At 34.5% G+C, this 20582-nt stretch carries 20 protein-coding genes; 15 read left to right on the forward strand and 5 right to left on the reverse strand.

What is annotated here, in order from left to right; translation table 11 throughout:
- The 7 genes from flhF (at position 1) to ABH955_RS15695 (ending at position 5857) form a co-directional block, all read left to right on the forward strand.
- The gene (gene flhF / locus ABH955_RS15665) at positions 1-1311 is read left to right on the forward strand and encodes a flagellar biosynthesis GTPase FlhF (RefSeq protein WP_404456110.1); all 1311 of its coding nucleotides are present in this window, start codon (positions 1-3) and stop codon (positions 1309-1311) included.
- A 43-nt stretch (positions 1312-1354) separates the two neighbouring features.
- Positions 1355-2128 carry a flagellar basal-body rod protein FlgG gene (locus ABH955_RS15670; protein WP_404491320.1) on the forward strand — a complete coding sequence of 258 codons (774 nt, stop codon included), beginning with the start codon at positions 1355-1357 and terminating at the stop codon, positions 2126-2128.
- Positions 2129-2294: 166 nt separating this feature from the next.
- On the forward strand, positions 2295-3590 hold the full coding sequence (locus ABH955_RS15675) for an NtaA/DmoA family FMN-dependent monooxygenase (RefSeq protein ID WP_404491322.1): 1296 nt from the start codon (positions 2295-2297) through the stop codon (positions 3588-3590).
- A 177-nt stretch (positions 3591-3767) separates the two neighbouring features.
- The gene (locus tag ABH955_RS15680) at positions 3768-4604 is read left to right on the forward strand and encodes a TrmB family transcriptional regulator (protein WP_404456117.1); all 837 of its coding nucleotides are present in this window, start codon (positions 3768-3770) and stop codon (positions 4602-4604) included.
- The gene (locus ABH955_RS15685; RefSeq protein ID WP_002126646.1) at positions 4594-5322 is read left to right on the forward strand and encodes an AzlC family ABC transporter permease; all 729 of its coding nucleotides are present in this window, start codon (positions 4594-4596) and stop codon (positions 5320-5322) included. Before ABH955_RS15680 ends, ABH955_RS15685 begins: the two co-directional genes overlap by 11 nt.
- Positions 5313-5624, forward strand: a complete 312-nt coding sequence (locus ABH955_RS15690; protein WP_002086437.1) for an AzlD domain-containing protein — start codon at positions 5313-5315, stop codon at positions 5622-5624. The genes ABH955_RS15685 and ABH955_RS15690 overlap by 10 nt, the downstream gene beginning before the upstream one ends.
- Positions 5625-5686: 62 nt before the next feature.
- Positions 5687-5857, forward strand: a complete 171-nt coding sequence (locus ABH955_RS15695; RefSeq protein ID WP_016088508.1) for a DUF3951 domain-containing protein — start codon at positions 5687-5689, stop codon at positions 5855-5857.
- A 207-nt stretch (positions 5858-6064) separates the two neighbouring features.
- Here ABH955_RS15695 and ABH955_RS15700 read toward each other — a convergent pair whose 3' ends face one another.
- Complete coding sequence (locus ABH955_RS15700; RefSeq protein WP_404491324.1) at positions 6065-6388, reverse strand: hypothetical protein; 324 nt, start codon at positions 6386-6388, stop codon at positions 6065-6067.
- A gap of 11 nt (positions 6389-6399) precedes the next feature.
- Positions 6400-6735 carry an antibiotic biosynthesis monooxygenase family protein gene (locus ABH955_RS15705; RefSeq protein ID WP_061675770.1) on the reverse strand — a complete coding sequence of 112 codons (336 nt, stop codon included), beginning with the start codon at positions 6733-6735 and terminating at the stop codon, positions 6400-6402.
- Between the two features lie 424 nt (positions 6736-7159).
- Between ABH955_RS15705 and ABH955_RS15710 the strand changes: the two genes are divergently transcribed.
- From ABH955_RS15710 to ABH955_RS15725, 4 genes are all read left to right on the forward strand, one after another.
- Entirely contained in the window at positions 7160-10498 is a 3339-nt protein-coding gene (locus ABH955_RS15710; protein ID WP_404491397.1) for an isopeptide-forming domain-containing fimbrial protein, read from the forward strand.
- A 47-nt stretch (positions 10499-10545) separates the two neighbouring features.
- Positions 10546-12204: a SpaA isopeptide-forming pilin-related protein gene (locus ABH955_RS15715; RefSeq protein ID WP_404491326.1), complete on the forward strand. Its 1659-nt coding sequence runs from the start codon at positions 10546-10548 to the stop codon at positions 12202-12204.
- Positions 12205-12295: 91 nt separating this feature from the next.
- On the forward strand, positions 12296-13096 hold the full coding sequence (locus ABH955_RS15720) for a class C sortase (RefSeq protein ID WP_404456125.1): 801 nt from the start codon (positions 12296-12298) through the stop codon (positions 13094-13096).
- A 21-nt stretch (positions 13097-13117) separates the two neighbouring features.
- Positions 13118-13945: a class C sortase gene (locus tag ABH955_RS15725; protein WP_113938040.1), complete on the forward strand. Its 828-nt coding sequence runs from the start codon at positions 13118-13120 to the stop codon at positions 13943-13945.
- Between the two features lie 55 nt (positions 13946-14000).
- Here ABH955_RS15725 and ABH955_RS15730 read toward each other — a convergent pair whose 3' ends face one another.
- Positions 14001-14180 carry an H-type small acid-soluble spore protein gene (locus tag ABH955_RS15730; RefSeq protein WP_001025736.1) on the reverse strand — a complete coding sequence of 60 codons (180 nt, stop codon included), beginning with the start codon at positions 14178-14180 and terminating at the stop codon, positions 14001-14003.
- Between the two features lie 66 nt (positions 14181-14246).
- Positions 14247-15461, reverse strand: coding sequence for a helix-turn-helix domain-containing protein (locus ABH955_RS15735; RefSeq protein WP_404491328.1), 1215 nt, complete (start codon positions 15459-15461; stop codon positions 14247-14249).
- A 117-nt stretch (positions 15462-15578) separates the two neighbouring features.
- Here ABH955_RS15735 and ABH955_RS15740 point away from each other — a divergent pair, with 117 nt between their 5' ends.
- Both ABH955_RS15740 and ABH955_RS15745 read left to right on the forward strand, forming a co-directional pair.
- Positions 15579-16847 (forward strand): MFS transporter, encoded by a 1269-nt coding sequence (locus ABH955_RS15740; protein ID WP_404456130.1) that lies wholly within the window; start codon positions 15579-15581, stop codon positions 16845-16847.
- A 109-nt stretch (positions 16848-16956) separates the two neighbouring features.
- The gene (locus ABH955_RS15745) at positions 16957-17481 is read left to right on the forward strand and encodes a COG3014 family protein (RefSeq protein ID WP_404491329.1); all 525 of its coding nucleotides are present in this window, start codon (positions 16957-16959) and stop codon (positions 17479-17481) included.
- A 40-nt stretch (positions 17482-17521) separates the two neighbouring features.
- Here ABH955_RS15745 and ABH955_RS15750 read toward each other — a convergent pair whose 3' ends face one another.
- Positions 17522-18415 carry a LysR substrate-binding domain-containing protein gene (locus tag ABH955_RS15750; protein ID WP_404491331.1) on the reverse strand — a complete coding sequence of 298 codons (894 nt, stop codon included), beginning with the start codon at positions 18413-18415 and terminating at the stop codon, positions 17522-17524.
- Positions 18416-18576: 161 nt separating this feature from the next.
- Here ABH955_RS15750 and ABH955_RS15755 point away from each other — a divergent pair, with 161 nt between their 5' ends.
- Both ABH955_RS15755 and ABH955_RS15760 read left to right on the forward strand, forming a co-directional pair.
- Entirely contained in the window at positions 18577-19569 is a 993-nt protein-coding gene (locus ABH955_RS15755) for an ABC transporter ATP-binding protein (protein ID WP_002011954.1), read from the forward strand.
- Positions 19547-20572 carry an ABC transporter substrate-binding protein gene (locus ABH955_RS15760; RefSeq protein ID WP_002086426.1) on the forward strand — a complete coding sequence of 342 codons (1026 nt, stop codon included), beginning with the start codon at positions 19547-19549 and terminating at the stop codon, positions 20570-20572. Before ABH955_RS15755 ends, ABH955_RS15760 begins: the two co-directional genes overlap by 23 nt.
- Positions 20573-20582: the final 10 nt, after the last annotated feature.

Here is a 20582-nt window from a genome sequence, read left to right on the forward strand (position 1 = left end):
ATGGAAAGTACAGAAAAAAAAGAAGCGTTAATGCGAATAAAAGCAGCTTCGAAAAATGAATTGTATCGAAAGTTATTTGACCAATATGGTACAGATTATTATTACGTTGTCGATGAAAGTGTAAAACGAAACATCCCGTTTTTTTGGAAGAAGAATTATGAAATGTTAGTCGCTTTTCCTGAAGATAAACAGGAAGAAAGTAACGAAGGCGTAACTCAATTTCATGAACAATTAATGGATGTTGTAAATGAACCTTCAGAAGAAGTTGTGAAGGCAAATGGAATTCAATGGGTACTGCACAATTTAGAAAACGTAACGACTTCTATGCCGTACGCAGCGATGCAAACAGGAAATAGTGAAGAATGGGCAAGAAAAAAAGAGAAACTATTACAACTGTTTGAAAAAGGGATTGTCGTTGTGAAACATACGGAGGCGACGAAAGTAACGAAAAAACAGCCTGCTGTGAAACAAGCTGTTCCTGTAAAGAAAGAAGAAGTAGTTGTTAAAAAAGAAAAGCAGGAATCTGTGCCATTTATTATTCAAAAAGTAATTCGGATGTTAGAACAAAACGATGTGGAACAATATTTCATTCATGCATATGCTGAAAAATTAAAAGTGAAGTTTGAGAATGCAACGATGATTACAGAAGAGGAAGTCATCGGATACATATTGGAAGATATGAGATCTCATTTCAATACTGAAAACGTATTTGAAAAAGAAGTACAAACGATTGCATTAATAGGTCCAACTGGCGTTGGAAAAACGACGACACTTGCGAAAATGGCATGGCAGTTTCACGCTAAGAGAAAAACAGTTGGTTTTATTACGACGGACCACTCTCGCATTGGAACAGTGCAGCAATTACAAGATTACGTAAAAACAATTGGGTCAGAAGTAATCGCTGTGCGAGATGAAGCAGCTATGACAAGGGCACTCAGTTATTTTAAAGAAGAAGCGCGCGTCGATTATATATTAATAGATACAGCCGGTAAAAATTATCGTACGTCAGAGACAGTTGAAGAGATGATTGAGACGATGGGACAAGTAGAGCCAGACTATATTTGTTTAACGTTATCAGCTTCCATGAAAAGTAAAGACATGATTGAAATTATTACGAACTTTAAAGATATTCATATAGATGGTATCGTGTTTACGAAATTTGATGAAACAGCGAGCAGCGGTGAATTGTTGAAAATTCCAGCTGTATCATCAGCTCCAATTGTATTAATGACAGATGGACAAGACGTGAAGCAACATATACATATCGCTACAGCTGAACATTTAGCAAAACAAATGTTACAAACATCGTAAGAAAAGAGGTGAAGAATAAGGCACTTGCCTTATTCAAACGAGTATGAACGGTCTTTATATAGGTTCTATGGGTATGATGAATTACATGCAGCATATTAATGTTCATTCGAATAACGTCGCAAATGCCCAAACGACAGGATTTAAAGCAGAAAACATGACGTCTAAAGTATTTGATGTGCAAGACACCTATCGCCGCGGAGACGGATCGGCGACAAATATCGGCTCGGTCGATTACGCTGTCGTACCAGCTGCGACGCATGTGAACTTAGTACAAGGAAATGTACAAATGACAAATAGTGCTACAGATTTCTTTTTAGACGACGGTGCGGCTGGCACATCATCATTTTTCGTTACATCTAAAAATGATGAAACATTTTTAACGAGAGACGGTAGTTTTACATTAAATAGTGATCGTTATTTACAAACAGCATCTGGTGCTTTCGTAATGGGTGAGAATAATGAACGTATTCGTATTCCAGATGGAGCAAAGGTAGCTGTACAAGCAGACGGTACATTATACGATGAAGCAACACAAAATAATATTGCCCGTCTGCAAACGAAAACAGTAGACGTAGAAACGAACGCTCGCCTCGTACAACGTGAAAATAAAAGTTTTACACTAGCAGAAGGAAACGTTGCTGATTTACCGAATGGAACAGGGGCAGTACGTAATCATATGCTAGAAAATTCAAATGTGGATATGACGAAAGAAATGGCTGACCTTATGACGAATCAAAAAATGATTCAAGCATCGCAGCGCATCATGACTTCGTTTGATAAAATTTATGAAAAAGAAGCGAATGAAATATTGAGATAAGAGACTTCCCATAGCGGAAGTCTTTTTTATTATTGCTTTTATTACAGTTACATCATAAAATGATAATGATTATCAATATCATTTTATCCTTTTTCATAAGAATGGAATTTCAAAATGATAGCAACATTGCTTAACTAGGTAAATTAAAAATAAGGGGATGGTGTGTATGTCTACAAAGAAACAACTTTGCATTGGATTATGTTTAATTTCTAGAAAGAAAGAAGATTGTATATTTGATTCGGGAATTGATGAACAAGTAGAGTTAGCGAAACGAGCAGAAAAATCGAAGTTAGATTTTGTTTTTAAAGCGGATTATTTAGTGGCACATCCTGATTTAATTGCTCGTAATAAGGGGAATGTAATTTTAGATCCGACACTATTGTTTACTGCTATTGCTTATGCAACAGAAAAGATTGGAGTCGTTACGACCGCTTCAACATCATTTTATCCACCATATATACTAGCGAGGCAACTACAATCTTTAAATTGGATTAGTAACGGCCGAGTAGGTTGGAACATTGTCACATCAATTGATGGTGCTGAAAACTTTGGTGAGACAGGGATGCCACCATCTGAGGAACGATACGCGAAAGCGGCAGAATGTACAGAGTTAGTAAGAAAACTTTGGAGGAGTCATCCTTATGAAGTTTTGAAAGAAGACAACGCAGATGTAATTAGAGAAATGGTACAGCCAATTGAGCATCGTAGTGAGCATTTTGAGGTGAAAGGTCCACTTAATATCCCGCAACATATTTCTGGGGAAATGCCTTTATTTCAAGCTGGTGCTTCAGAGTCTGGCCGGAATTTCGCTGCTTCTGTTGCGGATGCGATTTTTGCCGCAATGCCAGATGTAGAATCAGGAATCGAACTTCGTCAAGATTTAAGAAGAAGAGCAGAAAAGCATGGCCGAAAGCAAGATGATATACGTGTATTGCCAGGTTTATATTTCTTTATTGGTGATTCATATGAAGAAGCACTAGAAATGCACAGGCAAGCTCATCAACACCTTACAAAAGAGAAGAGGTACGCTTTACTCGAAATGGTTCTCGGATTAGACGTTAGAGGGCTTCCATTAGAAAGTAAGGTTACTGAACATATGCTACCAAGTAGAAATCAAGCTGTACGTAGTAAAACACATGCCGAATTATTACGGAATTTCATCATAAAAAATGAACCAACTGTTGAGCAAATACTAGAACGACCAGAAGTTGTTGGTTCTGCTCATTGGGTCGCTATTGGCACACCACAAGACGTTTTCAAACAAATTATGGAAAGGTTTGAAGCAGGAGCACTAGATGGATTTATTGCAATTCCAGGCGGTCCTCCAAAATCATTGGATTTATTCTTTAGTGAAGTCATTCCTTTATTCGTGAGAGCAGGTGTATTTAGAGAAGAGTATACAGGTTCAACCTTACGTGAGCATTTGGAGGGTAATATATCAAATGCTCTACAGTTGAAATAATTCATTATGCACAAAAAGCCTTTCAAAAGAAGGCTTTTTATTTCGAATAAAAATTCGGAATTATCAGTTGACTTGTAGAGGTTTCTTTTTTATATTAGTAGGTATAGCAATAACTACTAATGGAAAGTGAAATCGTAGTTTTGAAATTAGAGCTATATAAATTGTGAGGGGTTACCGATGGATGAAATAATAAAGGAGTTACAAAAGTTAGGTTTTTCCCAGTACGAATGTAAAGCGTATATTGGACTATTAAAACATTATCCAGTAACAGGTTATGAAGTTAGTAAACAAACAGGCGTACCTCGTTCGATGATTTATGAAGTACTTGGCAAGTTGATGGATAAAGGAGCGGTGCATATCGTTCCTTCTGAACCAGTGAAATATGTACCAGTGCCAGCTACAGAATTAATGGATCGAATGCGAAAAGATTTTGAAAAGTCCTTTGAATTTCTAAACCGAAAATTAAATTGTTTAGAACAAGAGCGACAAATTGATGTAATTTCGCATATTCGCTCAAATGATCGTGTTTTGAAAGAAATATGCAATATAATTAATAGAGCAAAAGAAGAGTTATGGATTTCTGTATGGGAAGATCAAGTGCAAGAGATTGAGCCATTCATTCATCAAAAGGAAGCGGAAGGCGTACATATTTTTTCAATTTTATTTGATGCTCCAGAAACAAAAATAGGAGCGACATTTCACCATAATTATATGACACCTCACGTCGTTGAAAAGAGAATGGGTGGTCATTTAACTGTTATCGCGCGTGATGGGGAAGAAGTATTAATTGCTAACTTTTCAAATGATAGCACTTCATGGGCCGTTACAACGTACGATCCAGCTTTAGTTCTCGTCGCTACAGAATATGTTCGGCACGACATTATGGTGGAAGAGATTACGAAGGAGTTTGGAGCTGATAAATTAGATACATTATGGCGTGAAAACATAGATTTAGTTCATGTCGTAACAGGAAAACGTACTATAGAAGAAATGGAGGGAGATAATGGTGAATAAAGCTCAAGCACATATGACACTGCAGAGCGATGATTCATTTCAGCAAGGTGTAAAGGATTGTTTACCAACTGTATTTGGATATTTGAGCATCGGTATAGCGGCTGGTGTTATTGCGAAAACAGCAGGTTTCTCGATCATAGAAATTGCTTTTATGTCCACATTAATTTACGCAGGTTCTGCTCAGTTTATATTAGCGGGTATGTATGCAGCGGGTGCCCCAGCCTCGGCAATTATTTTTACTGTGTTCTTTGTTAATTTACGTCACTTATTAATGAGTGCTGCACTCGCACCTTACTTCACCAAGATACCTCTTTTTAAAAATTTAATAATTGGTTCGCAAATTACAGATGAAACTTTCGGCGTTGCAGTGCAACAAGCAGCACAAAAAGGCCATTTAGGCGAGAAATGGATGATGGGACTTAATGTAACAGCATATTTAAATTGGATTTTAGCTACAGTTCTTGGAGGGCTTTTTGGAGAGTGGATACCAGATCCTCATACGTACGGAATGGATTATGCGTTACCAGCGATGTTTATCGGATTATTTGTACTTCAGCTAATAAGTAGTAAACCGAAACTAGCCATTCATCTAAGTGTTGCAATTGTAGCGATTATTATCGCATACGTTTCACACTTATTTATGCCAGATAGTATAGCAGTTATTATCGCAACACTTTTAGCTGCGACAATCGGGGTGGTGATTGAAAAATGGAAGTAAGATTGGACGTATTATTCCTTTTACTAGCAGCAGGAGCTGTCACACTCGTACCACGTATTTTACCTCTTCTCGTATTTAGTAAACTACAAATTCCAGACTGGGGTTTAAAATGGTTAAATTACATACCAATTGCGATATTAGCAGCACTTTTAGCACAAGTATTATTTATGCATGAGACAGTGCAGTGGGATTATATCATTGCGGCAATCCCAACATTCTTCGTAGCGATATATACTCGTAGTTTATTAGGAACAGTATTAACAGGAGTCATTGTAATTATTTTGTTACGTTTATTTTTCTAAAAAGGATTCAGCTCATATAATAGCGAAAGGTGTAATAACATGAAATATATAGGGGTGGTGTTATGATACTTTTAACGATAGGAGCAATATTGTTAACGTTGTTTATTTTTTTTATTATCGGCTTTATTACGTTTATGATGTTTGTGGATAAGGCGACACCTCAAATTTATTACACACCTTGTGAATCAGTGACAGTGAAATCTAAAGGTAAACATAGAAGGAAGAAAAGTTGATGTTGGGCTTTTCTTCCTTTTATTTTTACATTCCTGAAAGAACTAACAACAATAATCCAAATAGAAAACTAATAAAGTGAAACTTTAATCAGTGGGGGGTATCCCCCACTGATTATTAGCTGAACCAATCGGGCGTTTACAGGCAGTTAATCTCTCACCTAACTTCTTTGCTTCAGCCGAATTTTGAGGTGGGAGTTTTACTGCCCGTTAATGCGGGATAAAAGAAAGAAAACCGATAGATATGGAAAAAACACGATTGTTTTTCCATTCGCGTGTGAAAACGATTAAACCTAAAACGCAAAGGAAAAACCAAATGGGTAGGAATATAAATTGACTAACTTTCTCAGGTAGTAATGAATAAAAATTTGTTAAATATAATATCCAATTCGCAAAGAATAGAGTGCATACGATGAATGATTGTAAGTGTGGTCGGTTTAGAAAAGTTCCTTTTTTAACCGTCATAAAAATGAGAGCTAATGCTGAAATGAAGGGAATTATTATGAATATGAGTAATAGTAATGTTATTGGCATATGAAACTCCTTTACAAGATTTCTCTCTGGAACTTATATTCTTTCTCAACAAGGCAGATGCGCAGGTGGAAATTTTCATACCATTGCTCACGGCCTCTTTTTTTCGCTTCTTTATGTAAGGCGTTCCTTTTCCAATTTTCAATTGCTTCAAGTGACTCCCAATAAGAAATTGTAATTCCGAGTCCCGAATTATCACGTGCACTTTCGACACCTAAAAATCCAGGTTGCTGTTTCGCAAGGTCTTCCATTTTTTCAGCAACGGTACTATAGTCTGTTGTATCATTGGATAGATTTGAAGTGAATATAACTGCATAATAATGATTCGTTTTTTGTGGAGCATTTCCCATGTAATTTCCCCCTTTAATAATTATTTTAGCACGTAATAAAAAGAAGCATGGGGCTTCTTTTCTTTTTAGGATGTAAATTTTAATCCAGCATACTTGCGCTTTCTTCTTTTGAATATTACGTTCCCTCATTATTACTTGTATAATTTGGTCAATTGTAAGTAGTTTTTTGAAATCGGACAATGGCACTTCTTTCCGTAATATAGAACATCATAAATGAGAGAAAAGGTATGAAGTTTCTATTTTATATTCGGAATTTAACGATTAATAAATCTAAAAATCTCTATATAAAAATGTATAAATTAGTAATTTATCACATATTTTGTTAACAAATAGCAGGATTTATATTAGAATAATACATATAAGGTATATTCGAATAATATACTAAAAAACTGTAATTAAGGAGGTAAACTCTTTGCACAATAGGATGAAAGGAAATAGAAAAATATTAAATACATTTGCAGTTGTTATGAGTTTATTTTTACTATTATCGCAGTTACAGTTTTTGAGTCCAATTGATGAGGTAAAGGCAGAAATCACAGAGGAAGAAGGTTTTGATACGCCAACTTATCAATCTATTCATAAAGGTGATATGTATTCTACCGGTAATGTGAATTTAGGTATTAAAGCCACTGAAGCTCAGAAGAAAACGGCATTGTATTCGGATATAACATATATTTATGGGACAACACCGAATGGTTATACACGGGAACTAATTGATGTGGATGATGACCCAACGACTACAAATTCATCTAAGGCATATATTCCTGTTCCGGAGGATGCTGAAATTGAGTGGGCTGGATTATATTGGAGTTCAACACGTTACAAATTAACACAACAGCAGTATGTAGCACCAGTTAAGTTGACCACTCCTGTAGGGAAGAGCTTTCAAGTATCACCAAGTAATACGTATTACGGAGGTGGCTTACTTTATGGTTTCGGTATTGATGGTACTTATTTTTCTAACTATGCAGATGTTACAGAGCTTTTAAATTCTTCTAATTCAAAAGGAGGAAGCTATACTGTAGCAAATATACCTTATCCGAATACAAAGCTTGCATATAATTCTGGATACTATTCTTTTGCTGGATGGTACATGTTAGTTATCACAAAGGATAAGTCAAAAACAAGAAAAGCGTTTACTGTGTATGATGGTGGATTAAAAAGAGCAACTGGTTCTGGTGAAAAAGAATTCACAGTGAAAAATTTTGTCGCTTCAAAAGCTGGGGATCTAGATCCGAAAGTTTCTGTTTTCGCTGTTCAAGGAGATAGATATTGGCAAGGTGATAAACTGTTTGTGCATACAGATAATGCATGGAAAGAAGTTACGGATAAATTAAATCCAACTGGTAATATATTCAATTCGACTGTTTCTGAATATGAGGAGCATATGCGAGATAAGTATCCAGGTACTTTTGCTCCAGATTATAAAAATAATTTAGGAATTGATGCAGATTTAATTAGGCTACCAGCAGGATATATTAAACCAGAACAAAAAGAAATACGATTAAAAGCTGCTACATCTGGTGATGATTATGTATTAAATACACTAGCTTTTGCAGTAAATGCAACAGCGCCAGAGCTTGTCATTAATAAGGAAGTATTAAATCCGAAAGAAAAGTATGAATCCGATGATGAGGTTATATATCGTTTACATGTAAAAAATGTTGAGCCGAATTCAACTTCAATTGATACAAAAATTGAAGATGTTTTAGACCGTCGTTTACAGTTTATACCTGGATCAGTGAAGATTATTTCTGGCCCGAACGTGGGGGATCAAACAGAGTTAGTGATGGATGATCAAGTTGATTATGATGTAAAGACAAGAAAATTAACAATAAGAATTGGTGAAGGTGCTAATGCCACAAAAGGCGGAATTTATACTGATAAAACGCCTGAAACAATTGTTGAATTTAAAGCGAAATTAAAGGGAGAAAAAATAGAAAGTGAAATTCCTAATACGGCTGTTGTTCAAGGGATTGATGAGTTAACAGGGAGTCGTATTGAAGCGAATGATTCTAATAAAGTAATCGTGAAAGTCAAACCAGAACGAAACCGTGATATAGAGCAGAAAGGCAAATTGGCAGTAGAAAAATTAGCTAGAGATATAAATGGTGGAACTCTTAAAGTAGGAGAGAAACTAGAGTATACTGTTAAAGCTAAAAATACTGTGCAAAATTCTACCTTACAATCTGTGAAAATTACAGATAAACTTCCTGAAGGTGTAGAATATGTTCCGAATACGATCAAGATAGACGAAAAGGAACAAACGGATGTAGAAGATGATGATCAGGCACATATAAAAGATGGAACGATATTTGCTCATCTCGGTGACCTTAAAGGTGAAGAAGAGAAGGTTATTACGTTTGAAGTAGTTATAAAACAAGAAATGGCAAATAAGAAAATAAAAAATATAGCAGTTGTTGAATCTATTAGTGTACCAGATCAAGAGAAGCCAGAAGTCGAAACATTGGTTGATCGGTTGTATGGACAACTAGAATCAAAGAAAGAAGTAACTGGTGGGGTAGATGGAAAAGTACACGTAGATGATGAACTTGAATATAAAATTAAACTTCAAAATAAAGTTGAAAATGGACTCATAAAAGATGTTCGCATTGTTGATAAGCTTCCTAGCGGAGTGGAGTATATAGCAGGTAGTTTGAAAATGAACGGTAATTCATTGACTGATGATGTGGATGAAGATGCAGGATCATATGAGGACAATACAGTTAAAGTAAACTTTGGTGATGTACTTGATACAGAAGAACGAATTGTAACTTTCAAGGTGAAAGTTACAAAGGAATCGCTAAAAACAAAAGAAATAGAAAATATAGCGATTGTGGAAGGGAAAACACCAGATGGTGAAGATTTACCACCAGAAAAGCCAACTGTAAAAACGAAAGTGGAAGCGGAGGAACCAAAGGTTATAAAGACAGTTTCTGATGCAGATGAAACAGAGGTAGAAAAGGCAACATTGCAAAGTGAGAATGAAGAGTTTACATGGCATGTAAACTATAATTTTGGAAATGACGTAGCAAATGTTGAAGAAATAATATTACAAGATGATTTAGAAGATATTTTAAAAGTAGTACAAGTAAGACTTGTAAATGCAGATGGTGAAGAGGTACAAGTTATACCAGAAATCGATGAGCAGTCGAAAAAGGTGAAAATCGAATTGCCGAAGCGAGAAGGTAGTTACGAGTATCTAGTTGATCAAGCATATACGATGCACATTAAATCAAAGTTGGATGTAAGTAAAGGTGTGGAAGCTTTAGAAGCTTATACTGCAAAGGGTGGTATACGAAATAAAGCGGAGTTACTATTTGATCAAAAGAAAATTGTATCGAATGAAGCATTTATCATACCACCATCTTTTGGGAAAATTGAGATTGAGAAAGTAGATGCGAAGGATGAAAATCTCAAATTAGAAGGTGCAGTATTTCAAGTGATAAATCAAGCTGGAACTGTAGAGTCTGAATTAACAACGAATAAAGATGGTATAGCGATTTCTAATGCATTATTAGTAGGGAAATATACGCTGAAAGAAGTACAAGCACCAAACGGATACATGCTTTTGAAAGAGCCAATTGAAATTAATGTGACGCAAGAAACAACTGCACAGAAAATAAAGATAGAAAATCATAAAAATGAATGGATTATCCCGGAAACGGGTGGTATAGGAACAATTATTTTTTATGTAATTGGTGGAATATTGATGTTCATTACATCTTTCTTCTTCTTTAGAAAAAGAAAGATTATGAAATAGATTAGTAGTTTGCAAAAATGGTATACACAATAGGGGAGTGGAATTTGATGAAAAAGATTTTTAGCACATTTCTAATATGTATTTTAGCTTTTTCGACATTAATGAATATGACGGTTAGTGCTGAATCAAAAAATACAGGTACTTTAACGATTCATAAGTATGAGCAAGGTAAGGATGCGAAGCCTGGTGTAGAGGGCAATGGCAAAGAAGGACAAAGCGTTCCAGAGGGGGCAAAGCCTTTAAAGGATGTAACATTTGAAATTAAACGTATTGCATCATTTGAACAAACTTCTGATGGAAAAGTAGTAACAGAAAATATTAATAAAGTAACGGATAGCGTTATTACAAAAATAACAGATACAAATGGAATGGCAGTCTTTAATAATCTTCCATTAGGACGTTATGAAGTAAAAGCTGTTAAAGGTCCAGACCATATTGAATTAGATAAGAGTACTTTTATTGTTGATATTCCAATGACAAGTGCAGATGGTAAAGATTTAAACTACGATGTTCATATTTATCCAAAGAATGAAACGAAACGTGGTTCAGTAGAATTAATAAAAAAAGGTGAAGAGGGCAGGGTGTTACCAGGTGCGGAATTCCATTTATTCAAAAAAAATGAAGATGGCACAAAAACGCAAGTAAAAACACCACATCCACTAGTATCAGGATCAGATGGTAAGATTCATGTGGAGTCATTAGAGTATGGAAACTATTATTTTATAGAGGAGAAGGCTCCAGAAGGTTATTTAACAAGTAAAGAAGAATATCCTTTTTCTATTAAAGAAACTGGTAAACTAGTTAAGTTAGAAAAAGATGTAAAAAACTATAAAGAGCCTACAATTGAAAAAACGATTAACGACAATTCGAAAAACGCGGGAATAAATCGTGAAACAGAGTATACGTATGATATTAAAATATTGCTTCCTGAGGATATTCAAACGTATCAAAATTATGTTGTAACCGATGTTTTAGATGATCGTTTAGAGGTTGTTGGAACACCAATTGTAATGATTGATGGTAAAAAAGTTGATGAGAGTATTGTAAATGTAATTGTTGCTGGACAAAAGGTTATTGCTTCAGTGGAAGATTTTTCGAAAGTAACAGGGAAAGAATTACACTTGCAAATTACTGCAAAAATTAAAGGGGATGTTCAATCTGGAGTGGAAATTCCGAACAAAGCAGTACTTGATTTTGTAAACAAAGATGATGTTTCATCAGAAAAAGATGGAAAACCATCAAACGAAGTAGTGGTTACACCAACAATGGGAAATATAAAAATCGAAAAAATTGATGGTAAGAATAAGTCTCTGAAATTAGAAGGTGCAAGATTCGAATTACGAGATAAAAAGGGAAATATTGTAGTAGTAAACAAAAAGAAAATGGATGATATCACTGATGCAGATGGTATTATTACATGGAATGAAATCCCGTACGGTGAATACCAAATTGATGAAACAGAAGCACCAAAGTATATAGATGAAGATGGCGCAGTAGAGCAATATCAAAAATTAAGAGATCCGATTGAGATTAAGATTGATGAAAAACATCAAAAAATAGAGCTACAAGTAGAGAACAATAAAAGCGGCTGGATTATCCCACAAACAGGTGGTATAGGAACAGTTTTATTCACAGTAGTTGGTTTGTTATTAATGGTGACAGCGGCGTTTATTTTCTTTAGAAAGAAACCTGTGAAGAATTCTTAATTAATATTTTTATAATAATTGAGTTTGGAAAAGAGGAAAGGCATATTGCTTTCCTCTTTTCCACATTTTATCCGTAGCGAAAGAGGCTGTTATGAAAAAAAATATTATTTTTGGAAGTATATTTTTGCTAGGTTTAAGTATATTTTTATATCCGATTGCAAGTAATTGGTTTGCAACGAGAACGCACTATTCGGAAGTAAGTACGTACGATGAAGCAGTAAGTAATTTACAAAAAGAAGAAATTGAACGTAAGGAGAAAGAAGCACGGGAATATAATGAAAAAGTTCAAAGTACGATGCAAACATTTTCGGACCCATTTCATGAAAATAGTGATGAGAACAAAAGTTCGCATATAGATATGTTAAATATCGGTGATGTTATGGGATATGTAGAAATTCCAAAAATTGATGTGAATCTTCCGATTTATCAAGGGACGACTGAAGACGTACTAACCCGCGGAGTTGGACAACTGAACGAATCTTCATTACCAGTAGGGGGAGAAAATACGCATACAGTTTTAACGGGGCATCGTGGTTTACCTTCAGCACTAATGTTTACTCATTTAGATAAAGTTGAAAAGGACGATATATTTTATATTCATTCATTAGATAAAGTACTTGCCTATCAGGTAGATCAAATAAAAGTTGTATTACCAAATGAAACAGGAGATTTATTAGTTGTACAAAGAGAAGATTATGCAACATTAATTACGTGTACCCCTTATGGAGTGAACACGCACAGGTTACTAGTGAGAGGACACCGGGTTCCATATGATGCTGGAGCAAAAGAAATGATTACAAAACCTTTCATTTTAGAAGATTGGATGATCGTTTTTCCTATTGTTATTATTTGTGTCGTCCTTCTAATGATTTATTTAAAAAAACGAAAATAGTATGTATTGAGTGGTGAGTGTGTGAGAAGGGGATTTATAAGTTTATTATTGTTCCTCGTAGGGCTTTCATTATTTATATACCCAACGGTTGCTAATTATATAAACAATTATGTATATAAAACAAGAGTAATAAGTTATGAGAAAATGGTTGCTAATTTAAAAGTAGAAGATGTTAATGAGAAATTTCGTAGGATGGAAGCATATAATAGCTTATTAGGTAGAACTACTTTTAAAATGAATGATCCATTTGTTCATGATATAAAAGTAAATAACAAACAGTTAGATTTTATAAATAAAGATGAAGTATTTGGTACAATTACAATTCCGAAAATAGATGAAGAGTTACCATTATACTTAGGAGCAAGTCAAGATAACTTGAGTAAAGGAGTCGGACAAATTGAAGGGACTTCTTTACCAATCGGTGGACAAGATACGCACGCTGTATTAGCAGGACATCGTGGATATCACGGCGCAATGATGTTTCGCCACCTGGATCGATTAGCTGATGGCGACACATTTTATGTCAGTGTACTAGGGAAACAACTTGTTTATAAAGTAATTGGGCGTGAGATAATTAATCCAAATCAAGTTGATAAATTGAGTGTAATAAAAGGACAAGATAGAGTTACATTACTTACATGTGAACCATATACATCTAGTAAATATCGATTGTTAGTATATGGAGAGCGAGTAGAAACAGACCAAAATGAAATTGAACGACAAAACAAAAGTATAGTAGAAGTTAGGAGTCATGAAACAAGAGATTCATTTGAGAAACTGGCTTTTGGCATAGTAGGTCTAATTGTAATTTGTATTGGGCTGTATGGTTTACTAAAAAGGAAAAACTAGTGATGAAATATATAATAAAAGAAAAATGCCACTTCAAAAAAAGAAGTGGCATTTTTTATATTTCCTCTAAGCTATTAACTGGAACAGTTAATTCGCGTTTTGGATTTGTTACTTCATATATGCGGGCGGTTTCGTTGCTTTCGTCAACGTGTTGAATCATAACAGGCATGCCTTGAAAACTGACATTGGCTTCTTCAGATGACTCGGAAAGCTCTTTTGCGCGTTGTATATTCATTTATATTCCTCCCATCATTATTATCTTTGCAAAAAAGGAGGAATAATATACCATTTCGAGACATTTTTAAAGTTTTTGTATTATTTGTAATGTTTCTTTAATAAATGAAGAGAAGATGGAATCAGGATAGTCATCTATCGCTTGAACTGCTTCTTTTGCTTCTTTCAGAGCAGATTTTTTATCTTGAAGTTCTATATAGCAAAGAGCACGATAAGATCCAGCTGTTAATAACCACGATTGATCAAGTGGATGACTCATATAATCCGGTATGATAGCACGCTCTAATACTTCTAAAGCTTCCTCGTAACGTTTTAAACCATACAAATATTTTCCTTTTTCAAGATAATACAATCCATCGTCTTGAAAAATTGGTTCATCTTTTAGTTTTTCTCGAAATTGTTCTAAATGTTCTAATGCGATTGTATATTCATTCGTAATTGTATTGTAGTAATAAGCTTTTAATATATCTATATTTGCAGCGGATAAAGTATCTTCTGTAAAAATGGCAAATTGCTCAGATTTTTTTATGTAATATAAATATCTTTCTTTATCCGCCGTAATGATTTTTTGATAAGATAAAATACGATAAAAATCATCTGTTTTATAATACACTTGATGTTTTTTGGAAAAGGCAAGTGCATCTAAGATGACTCTTTCACATTTTTCATAATTGCCATATGCGAGTAAAATAATTGCTTCTTTTAAGTATAACTGTATATGCGTAATAAGATCCATTTCTAAATTCTTCGTTTTATATTCATCACGAATAATGGTAATCATCTGTAAACATTCTTTATATTTTTTACGTTTGAAGAGCATATAGTAAAACAGTAGTTTCGTTTCAGTGCTTTCTCGATATAAAGTATATTTTTCAAATATAGAAATAGCGGTTTCGACGTAATATTCAATATTATAATCGTTCATAATAGCTGCTCCAGTTATGAACTGTTTATATATACGAGCCGTATTTAAAGTAGAAGGTAGCTCTTTTTGAACGATAGGTAGTAAAGTATCATATACTTCATCGCATTTATTTGTCTTTATTAGTTCCTCCATTTTTTGAATGAGTTCTACAATTTCTCCATCATCTTCTTCTAGTAAAAAACTAATTTCACATCCAAGTTTATTAGCGATATATTGTAATGCTTTCATGGAAGGTGTAGCTTTTCCATTTTCAATTTGACTTAGCATACTTTTTGTCAGTTCTGAACCTGCTAATTCAGTTTGAGTAAGCTTTTTTTCTTTTCGTAACGTTTTAATTTTCTCGCCGAGAGTAGCCATCATATGCTCCTTTATAATCAAAAAGTTAAATACAATTAAACTTTTTGTTGTGAAAATTGGAAAGTTGATTATATAATAAGTTTAACACAATTTAACTTTTAAGGGGAGAGAGTCATTATGGGAGATATAAGTATAGGACAACATGATACAAGGATGAAAGTTGCAACGAGAAATATTATTTTGATGATGATTGGAAAGATGACGTCTTTATTAGGGGCAGGTATTTATACATTCGCAATGGGGTTATACGTATTAAAGACAACTGGTTCAGGGATGGGGTTTGCTATTACGCTCGTTTGCGGATCACTACCAAGGATGATCTGTGGTCCGATTGCAGGTGCTGTAGCTGATCGTGTGAATCGAAAATGGCTTGTCATTGGCACGGATTTATTAAGTAGTTTAACGATGCTTATTATGTTTATTCTTGCTACTATATTTGGACCGTCACTTCTTGTTATCTATATTTCAGCGGCATTATTATCAATTTGTGCAAGTTTTTATTCTGTTGCATTAACTTCGTCTATTCCTAATTTAGTAGATGCGGGGCGTATTCAAAAAGCGAGTGCTTTAAATCAAACGGCAGCTTCTTTATCAAATATTTTAGGGCCGATTATTGGTGGCGTTGTATTTGGTTTCTTTTCAATTAAGTCGTTTTTTTTGTTAAATAGTGTTACGTTCTTTTTAGCGGTTATTTTGCAATTATTTATCGTATTTGATTTGTACAAAAAAGAAGTGGCTGAGAGTAAAGAGCGTTTCTTGACGAGTATAAAAGAAGGATTTTCATATGTAAAACGACAGCATGAAATATATGGTTTAATGAAAATAGCATTGTGGGTAAACTTTTTTGCGTGTGGGCTAACAGTAGCACTTCCATATATTATCGTCCATACATTGCATCTATCTTCAAAGCAACTCGGTACTGTAGAGGGAATGTTAGCAGTCGGGATGCTAATGGGTGCGATTGCTTTATCAGTGCGTAAAGAAGTGAATAATCCGTTTCGTTCTATTTATACTGGATTGTTTTTATTTGCGGGTTTAAGTTTATGTACAGTCTTCCCGTTGTTAGTTACCATTCCCAAAGTGGCAAGTTTTATTTACTATATTGCTTTTATGATGTTAACGGGTATTTCAATTATGATTGTAAATATTCCGATGCAAGTACATATGCAAAAAACGACAGATCCGAGCTATTTAGGGCGTGTGTTTGGCCTACTTGAAACAATTGCTACTGCAATCGCACCACTCGGTATGATTGTATATGGATTATTATTAGATATGTTGCCAACTAGCATTGTTATGATGACGATAGGCGGAGGTTTATTGTTAGTTGTATTAGTTGGAGTAAAGCAACATATGGCGAAAAAACAAGTAGATGTGTCGGCTTAAAAATAAATTTTAACAATATAAAAATGACCAAATTAGTATTTTAGTTTTTGAAACTCCTTTTCATGTATGTTACAGTATAGTGAGCAGGCAAAGAAAAGGAGAAAACATCATGAAAAAATTAAGTTTTGTTATGCTTTTTCTGTTAGTCGTAATGGCTGGATGTAGTAATTATGACACGTATATTGAAACAGGTATGCAATCATTGAAAAATGAAAAATATAGTGATGCGATTATGTGGTTTGAAAAAGCGGAAAAAGAGAAATCAGGAAATGAAGCGAAGGCATATAAAGAAGTCGCTCAGTTATTGGAGCGCGGTGCGACAGCATTAAAAGATGGTAAGTATTCAGAAACGAAAGATATTGCAAATGAAGTGTTACAAAAGAAAAAAGATGATGCACTTGAAAAAGCTGTGACATCAAATGCAGAGAATATGCTTCAAAAAGCAAAAGATGTGGAAGAGAAAGTAAATGAAAGAGTAGCGAAACGAAAAAAAGTAAATGAAGAAGGAATCGATAAATTAATTAAAGCTGTTGATAGTATAGATGATGTAAAAGAAAAAGAGAAAAAAGTTTCAGAAGCATTAGATAAGGCTGAAGAGGCACAAGCAAAAATTGAGGATAAGAAAAACAAATAGAGTTATAGTTTAAAAGGCTGTCGTGTATAACGACAGCCTTTTAATTTTTTTCTGCAAAAGAAGTAATGCTATGTAGTAAAAAAGAAATTATTTTAGAATTCCATCTGTCCTCATGATGAATGGTATAAATATTACGCTGAAATTCAAAATCAGGGATCGGTATATAGCATAGCTCATTTCGTTGTACTTCTTGCTCAATAGCAAGTTTTGAAATAAAGGCAACCCCATTACCATATTTTAAAATTTGTTTCATCGTTTCTAATGAATCTAGTTCAATTTCTGATTGGAATGTAATGTTATGTGCTAACGTCCATTGTGTAAGTAAATCTCTCGTTGTAGATGGGTTACGATGCAATAATATACGTTCTTTTTCGATATCTTGTAATGATACATTTGTTCTTTTAGAAAGATGATGTTCTTTGGAAAAGGCAAGAACAAGTGTATCAGGCATTACATTCATTTGTTTTAGAAGTGGTTCGTCAAACGGTGCCGCAGAAATTATCCCGAGATCAATTTCATGATTTTGTAGCATCGTTCGAATTTCAGGAGCTGTTTTTACTATGAGTGTTATTTTTATATTTGGAAATTCGCATTGAAATTGGTGAACAACTTCTGGTAAAAGATAAGTCGCTGGTACATAACTAGCACCAATTGTTATAGCGCCTTTATTAAAATCTTTAAACTCTTGTGTGACCCGTCTAGCTTCTTTCATAAGTGCATCTATTTTGCAAGCATAATGATGCAATGCCTCGCCAGCCGCTGTTAAAAAATATCTTCCGGAACGTAATTCAAATAAAGACACACCGAGTTCTTCTTCTAAGCTTTTTATATGAAACGTAATAGTAGGTTGTTTAACGCCAAGTTTTTCTGCAACGATAGTAAGCTTTTTATATTTCTTAATAAGCACTACAATTTCTAATTTTAAGAGATTCATTATAAGTTGGCCCCTTTTTCTTCTAACTATAGAAAAAATCTATAGAAATAAATAGTTTATTAGAGATTTTTTAATTTAATCTTTACAGTACATTAACATTCAGTATAAATCTTCCAGATAGAATGAAAGCAGGTTAAGAATGAGGGGAGAGAGGTGAAACGATGGATATTAAAATTCATGGATTAGAAAAGGCATTTGGAAAAACACAGGCGTTAAAGCCGTTACAGATTGTAATGAAAAAAGGGGAATTCACCACACTTTTAGGACCTTCAGGATGCGGGAAAACGACTTTACTTAGAATGATTGCAGGGCTTGAAGAACCGGATAAAGGTGAAATATATTTTGGAGATAAGTGCATGTATTCTTCTGCTAAAAAGATAAAAACATCTCCTCATGAACGGAATATCGGTATGGTATTTCAAGATTTTGCTTTATGGCCACATATGACTGTATTTGAAAATGTTGCATTTGGTTTAAGGGCTACAAAGCAAACGAATCAATTAAGAGAAAAGGTAGAAGATGCGATAAAGCGAGTTCGTTTGCAAGGTATGGAGAAAAGATATCCGCATGAACTCTCAGGTGGACAGCAGCAACGTGTCGCATTTGCTAGAGCAATTGTAACGAAACCTCATTTTATTTTGTTCGATGAACCGTTAAGTGCACTCGATGCAATTTTGCGAGAAGAAATGCGATTAGAACTTATGGACATCGTTCATTCAATTGGTTTAACGGCATTGTATGTAACACATGATCAAACAGAAGCTATGTCAATGTCAGACCAAATTATTGTCATGAAGCAGGGTGAAGTATTACAAAAAGGAACACCAGAAGACATTTATGTGAAACCGTCTCATGAATTTGTTGCAAAATTTGTTGGTAAGGCAAATTGGCTTGTAGAGGGGAAAAAAATGATTCGTCCAGAGCATGTGAGCTGGACAAAAAATGACTTGTGCGAAATGTATACAGGTGAAGTTCAGCACGTTACATATGTAGGAGAACGTTATGAAGTGAAAGTAAATATGGGGACACTCGGTGTATGGACAGCTTATCACAATAGTAAGCTAAGCGTTGGCAAACCGGTATCGTTATATGTACCAAAAAAATGTATTCATCATATAGGGGGAGAATCGTATGAAGAAATTCAGTTCGCTTAAGTCTTTATTTGTATGTACTTTACTATTTTCTGCTGTAGTAACAGGTTGTAGCTCAAAGACAGGCAGTGTAGATGCAAAAAATAAAAACGCTAATGAAAAGAAAATCGTTGTATATAGTGCAGGACCAAAAGGATTAGCAGAAAAAATTCAAAAGGACTTTGAAAAGAAAACAGGGATAAAAGTAGAAATGTTTCAAGGAACAACAGGTAAGATTTTAGCGAGAATGGAGGCTGAAAAGAAAAATCCAGTCGTTGACGTTGTCGTACTTGCTTCTTTACCAGCGATGGAAGGATTAAAAAAAGATGGGCAAACGTTAGCTTATAAAGAAGCAAAACAAGCTGATAAGCTTCGTTCTGAATGGTCGGATGATAAAGGACATTATTTTGGATATAGTGCTTCAGCATTAGGAATTGTGTATAACACAAAAAATGTGAAGACAGCACCTGAAGATTGGAGCGATATAACGAAAGGAGAATGGAAAGGGAAAGTGAATCTTCCAGATCCAGCACTTTCAGGTTCAGCTTTAGACTTTGTAACAGGATATGTGAAAAAGAATGGACAAGATGGATGGAATTTATTTGAACAGCTTAAGAAAAATGAAGTTACAGTAGCTGGGGCAAACCAAGAAGCGTTAGACCCAGTTGTAACAGGTGCGAAAGATATGGTAATCGCAGGTGTTGACTATATGACGTACAGTGCAAAAGCAAAGGGTGAACCGGTCGATATCGTATATCCAAAAAGCGGAACAGTCATTAGTCCACGTGCAGCAGGCATTATGAAGGATAGTAAAAATGTAGAAGGTGCAAAAGAGTTTATTGATTATTTATTATCAGATGATGTGCAAAAACAAGTTTCTAAAGCGTATTTGTTGCCAGGTAGAAAAGATATAAAAGCTGAAAATAGACCGAATGTAGAAGAGATTCCAGTATTAAATATTGATTGGAAAACAGTTGAGAAAGAACAAGATGAAATAGCAAAACAATTTAAGAAAGTATTTCAATAAGATGGTGATT

This window comes from Bacillus sp. RC240 (assembly GCF_044907945.1).
Classification (GTDB): Bacteria; Bacillota; Bacilli; order Bacillales; family Bacillaceae_G; genus Bacillus_A; species Bacillus_A mycoides.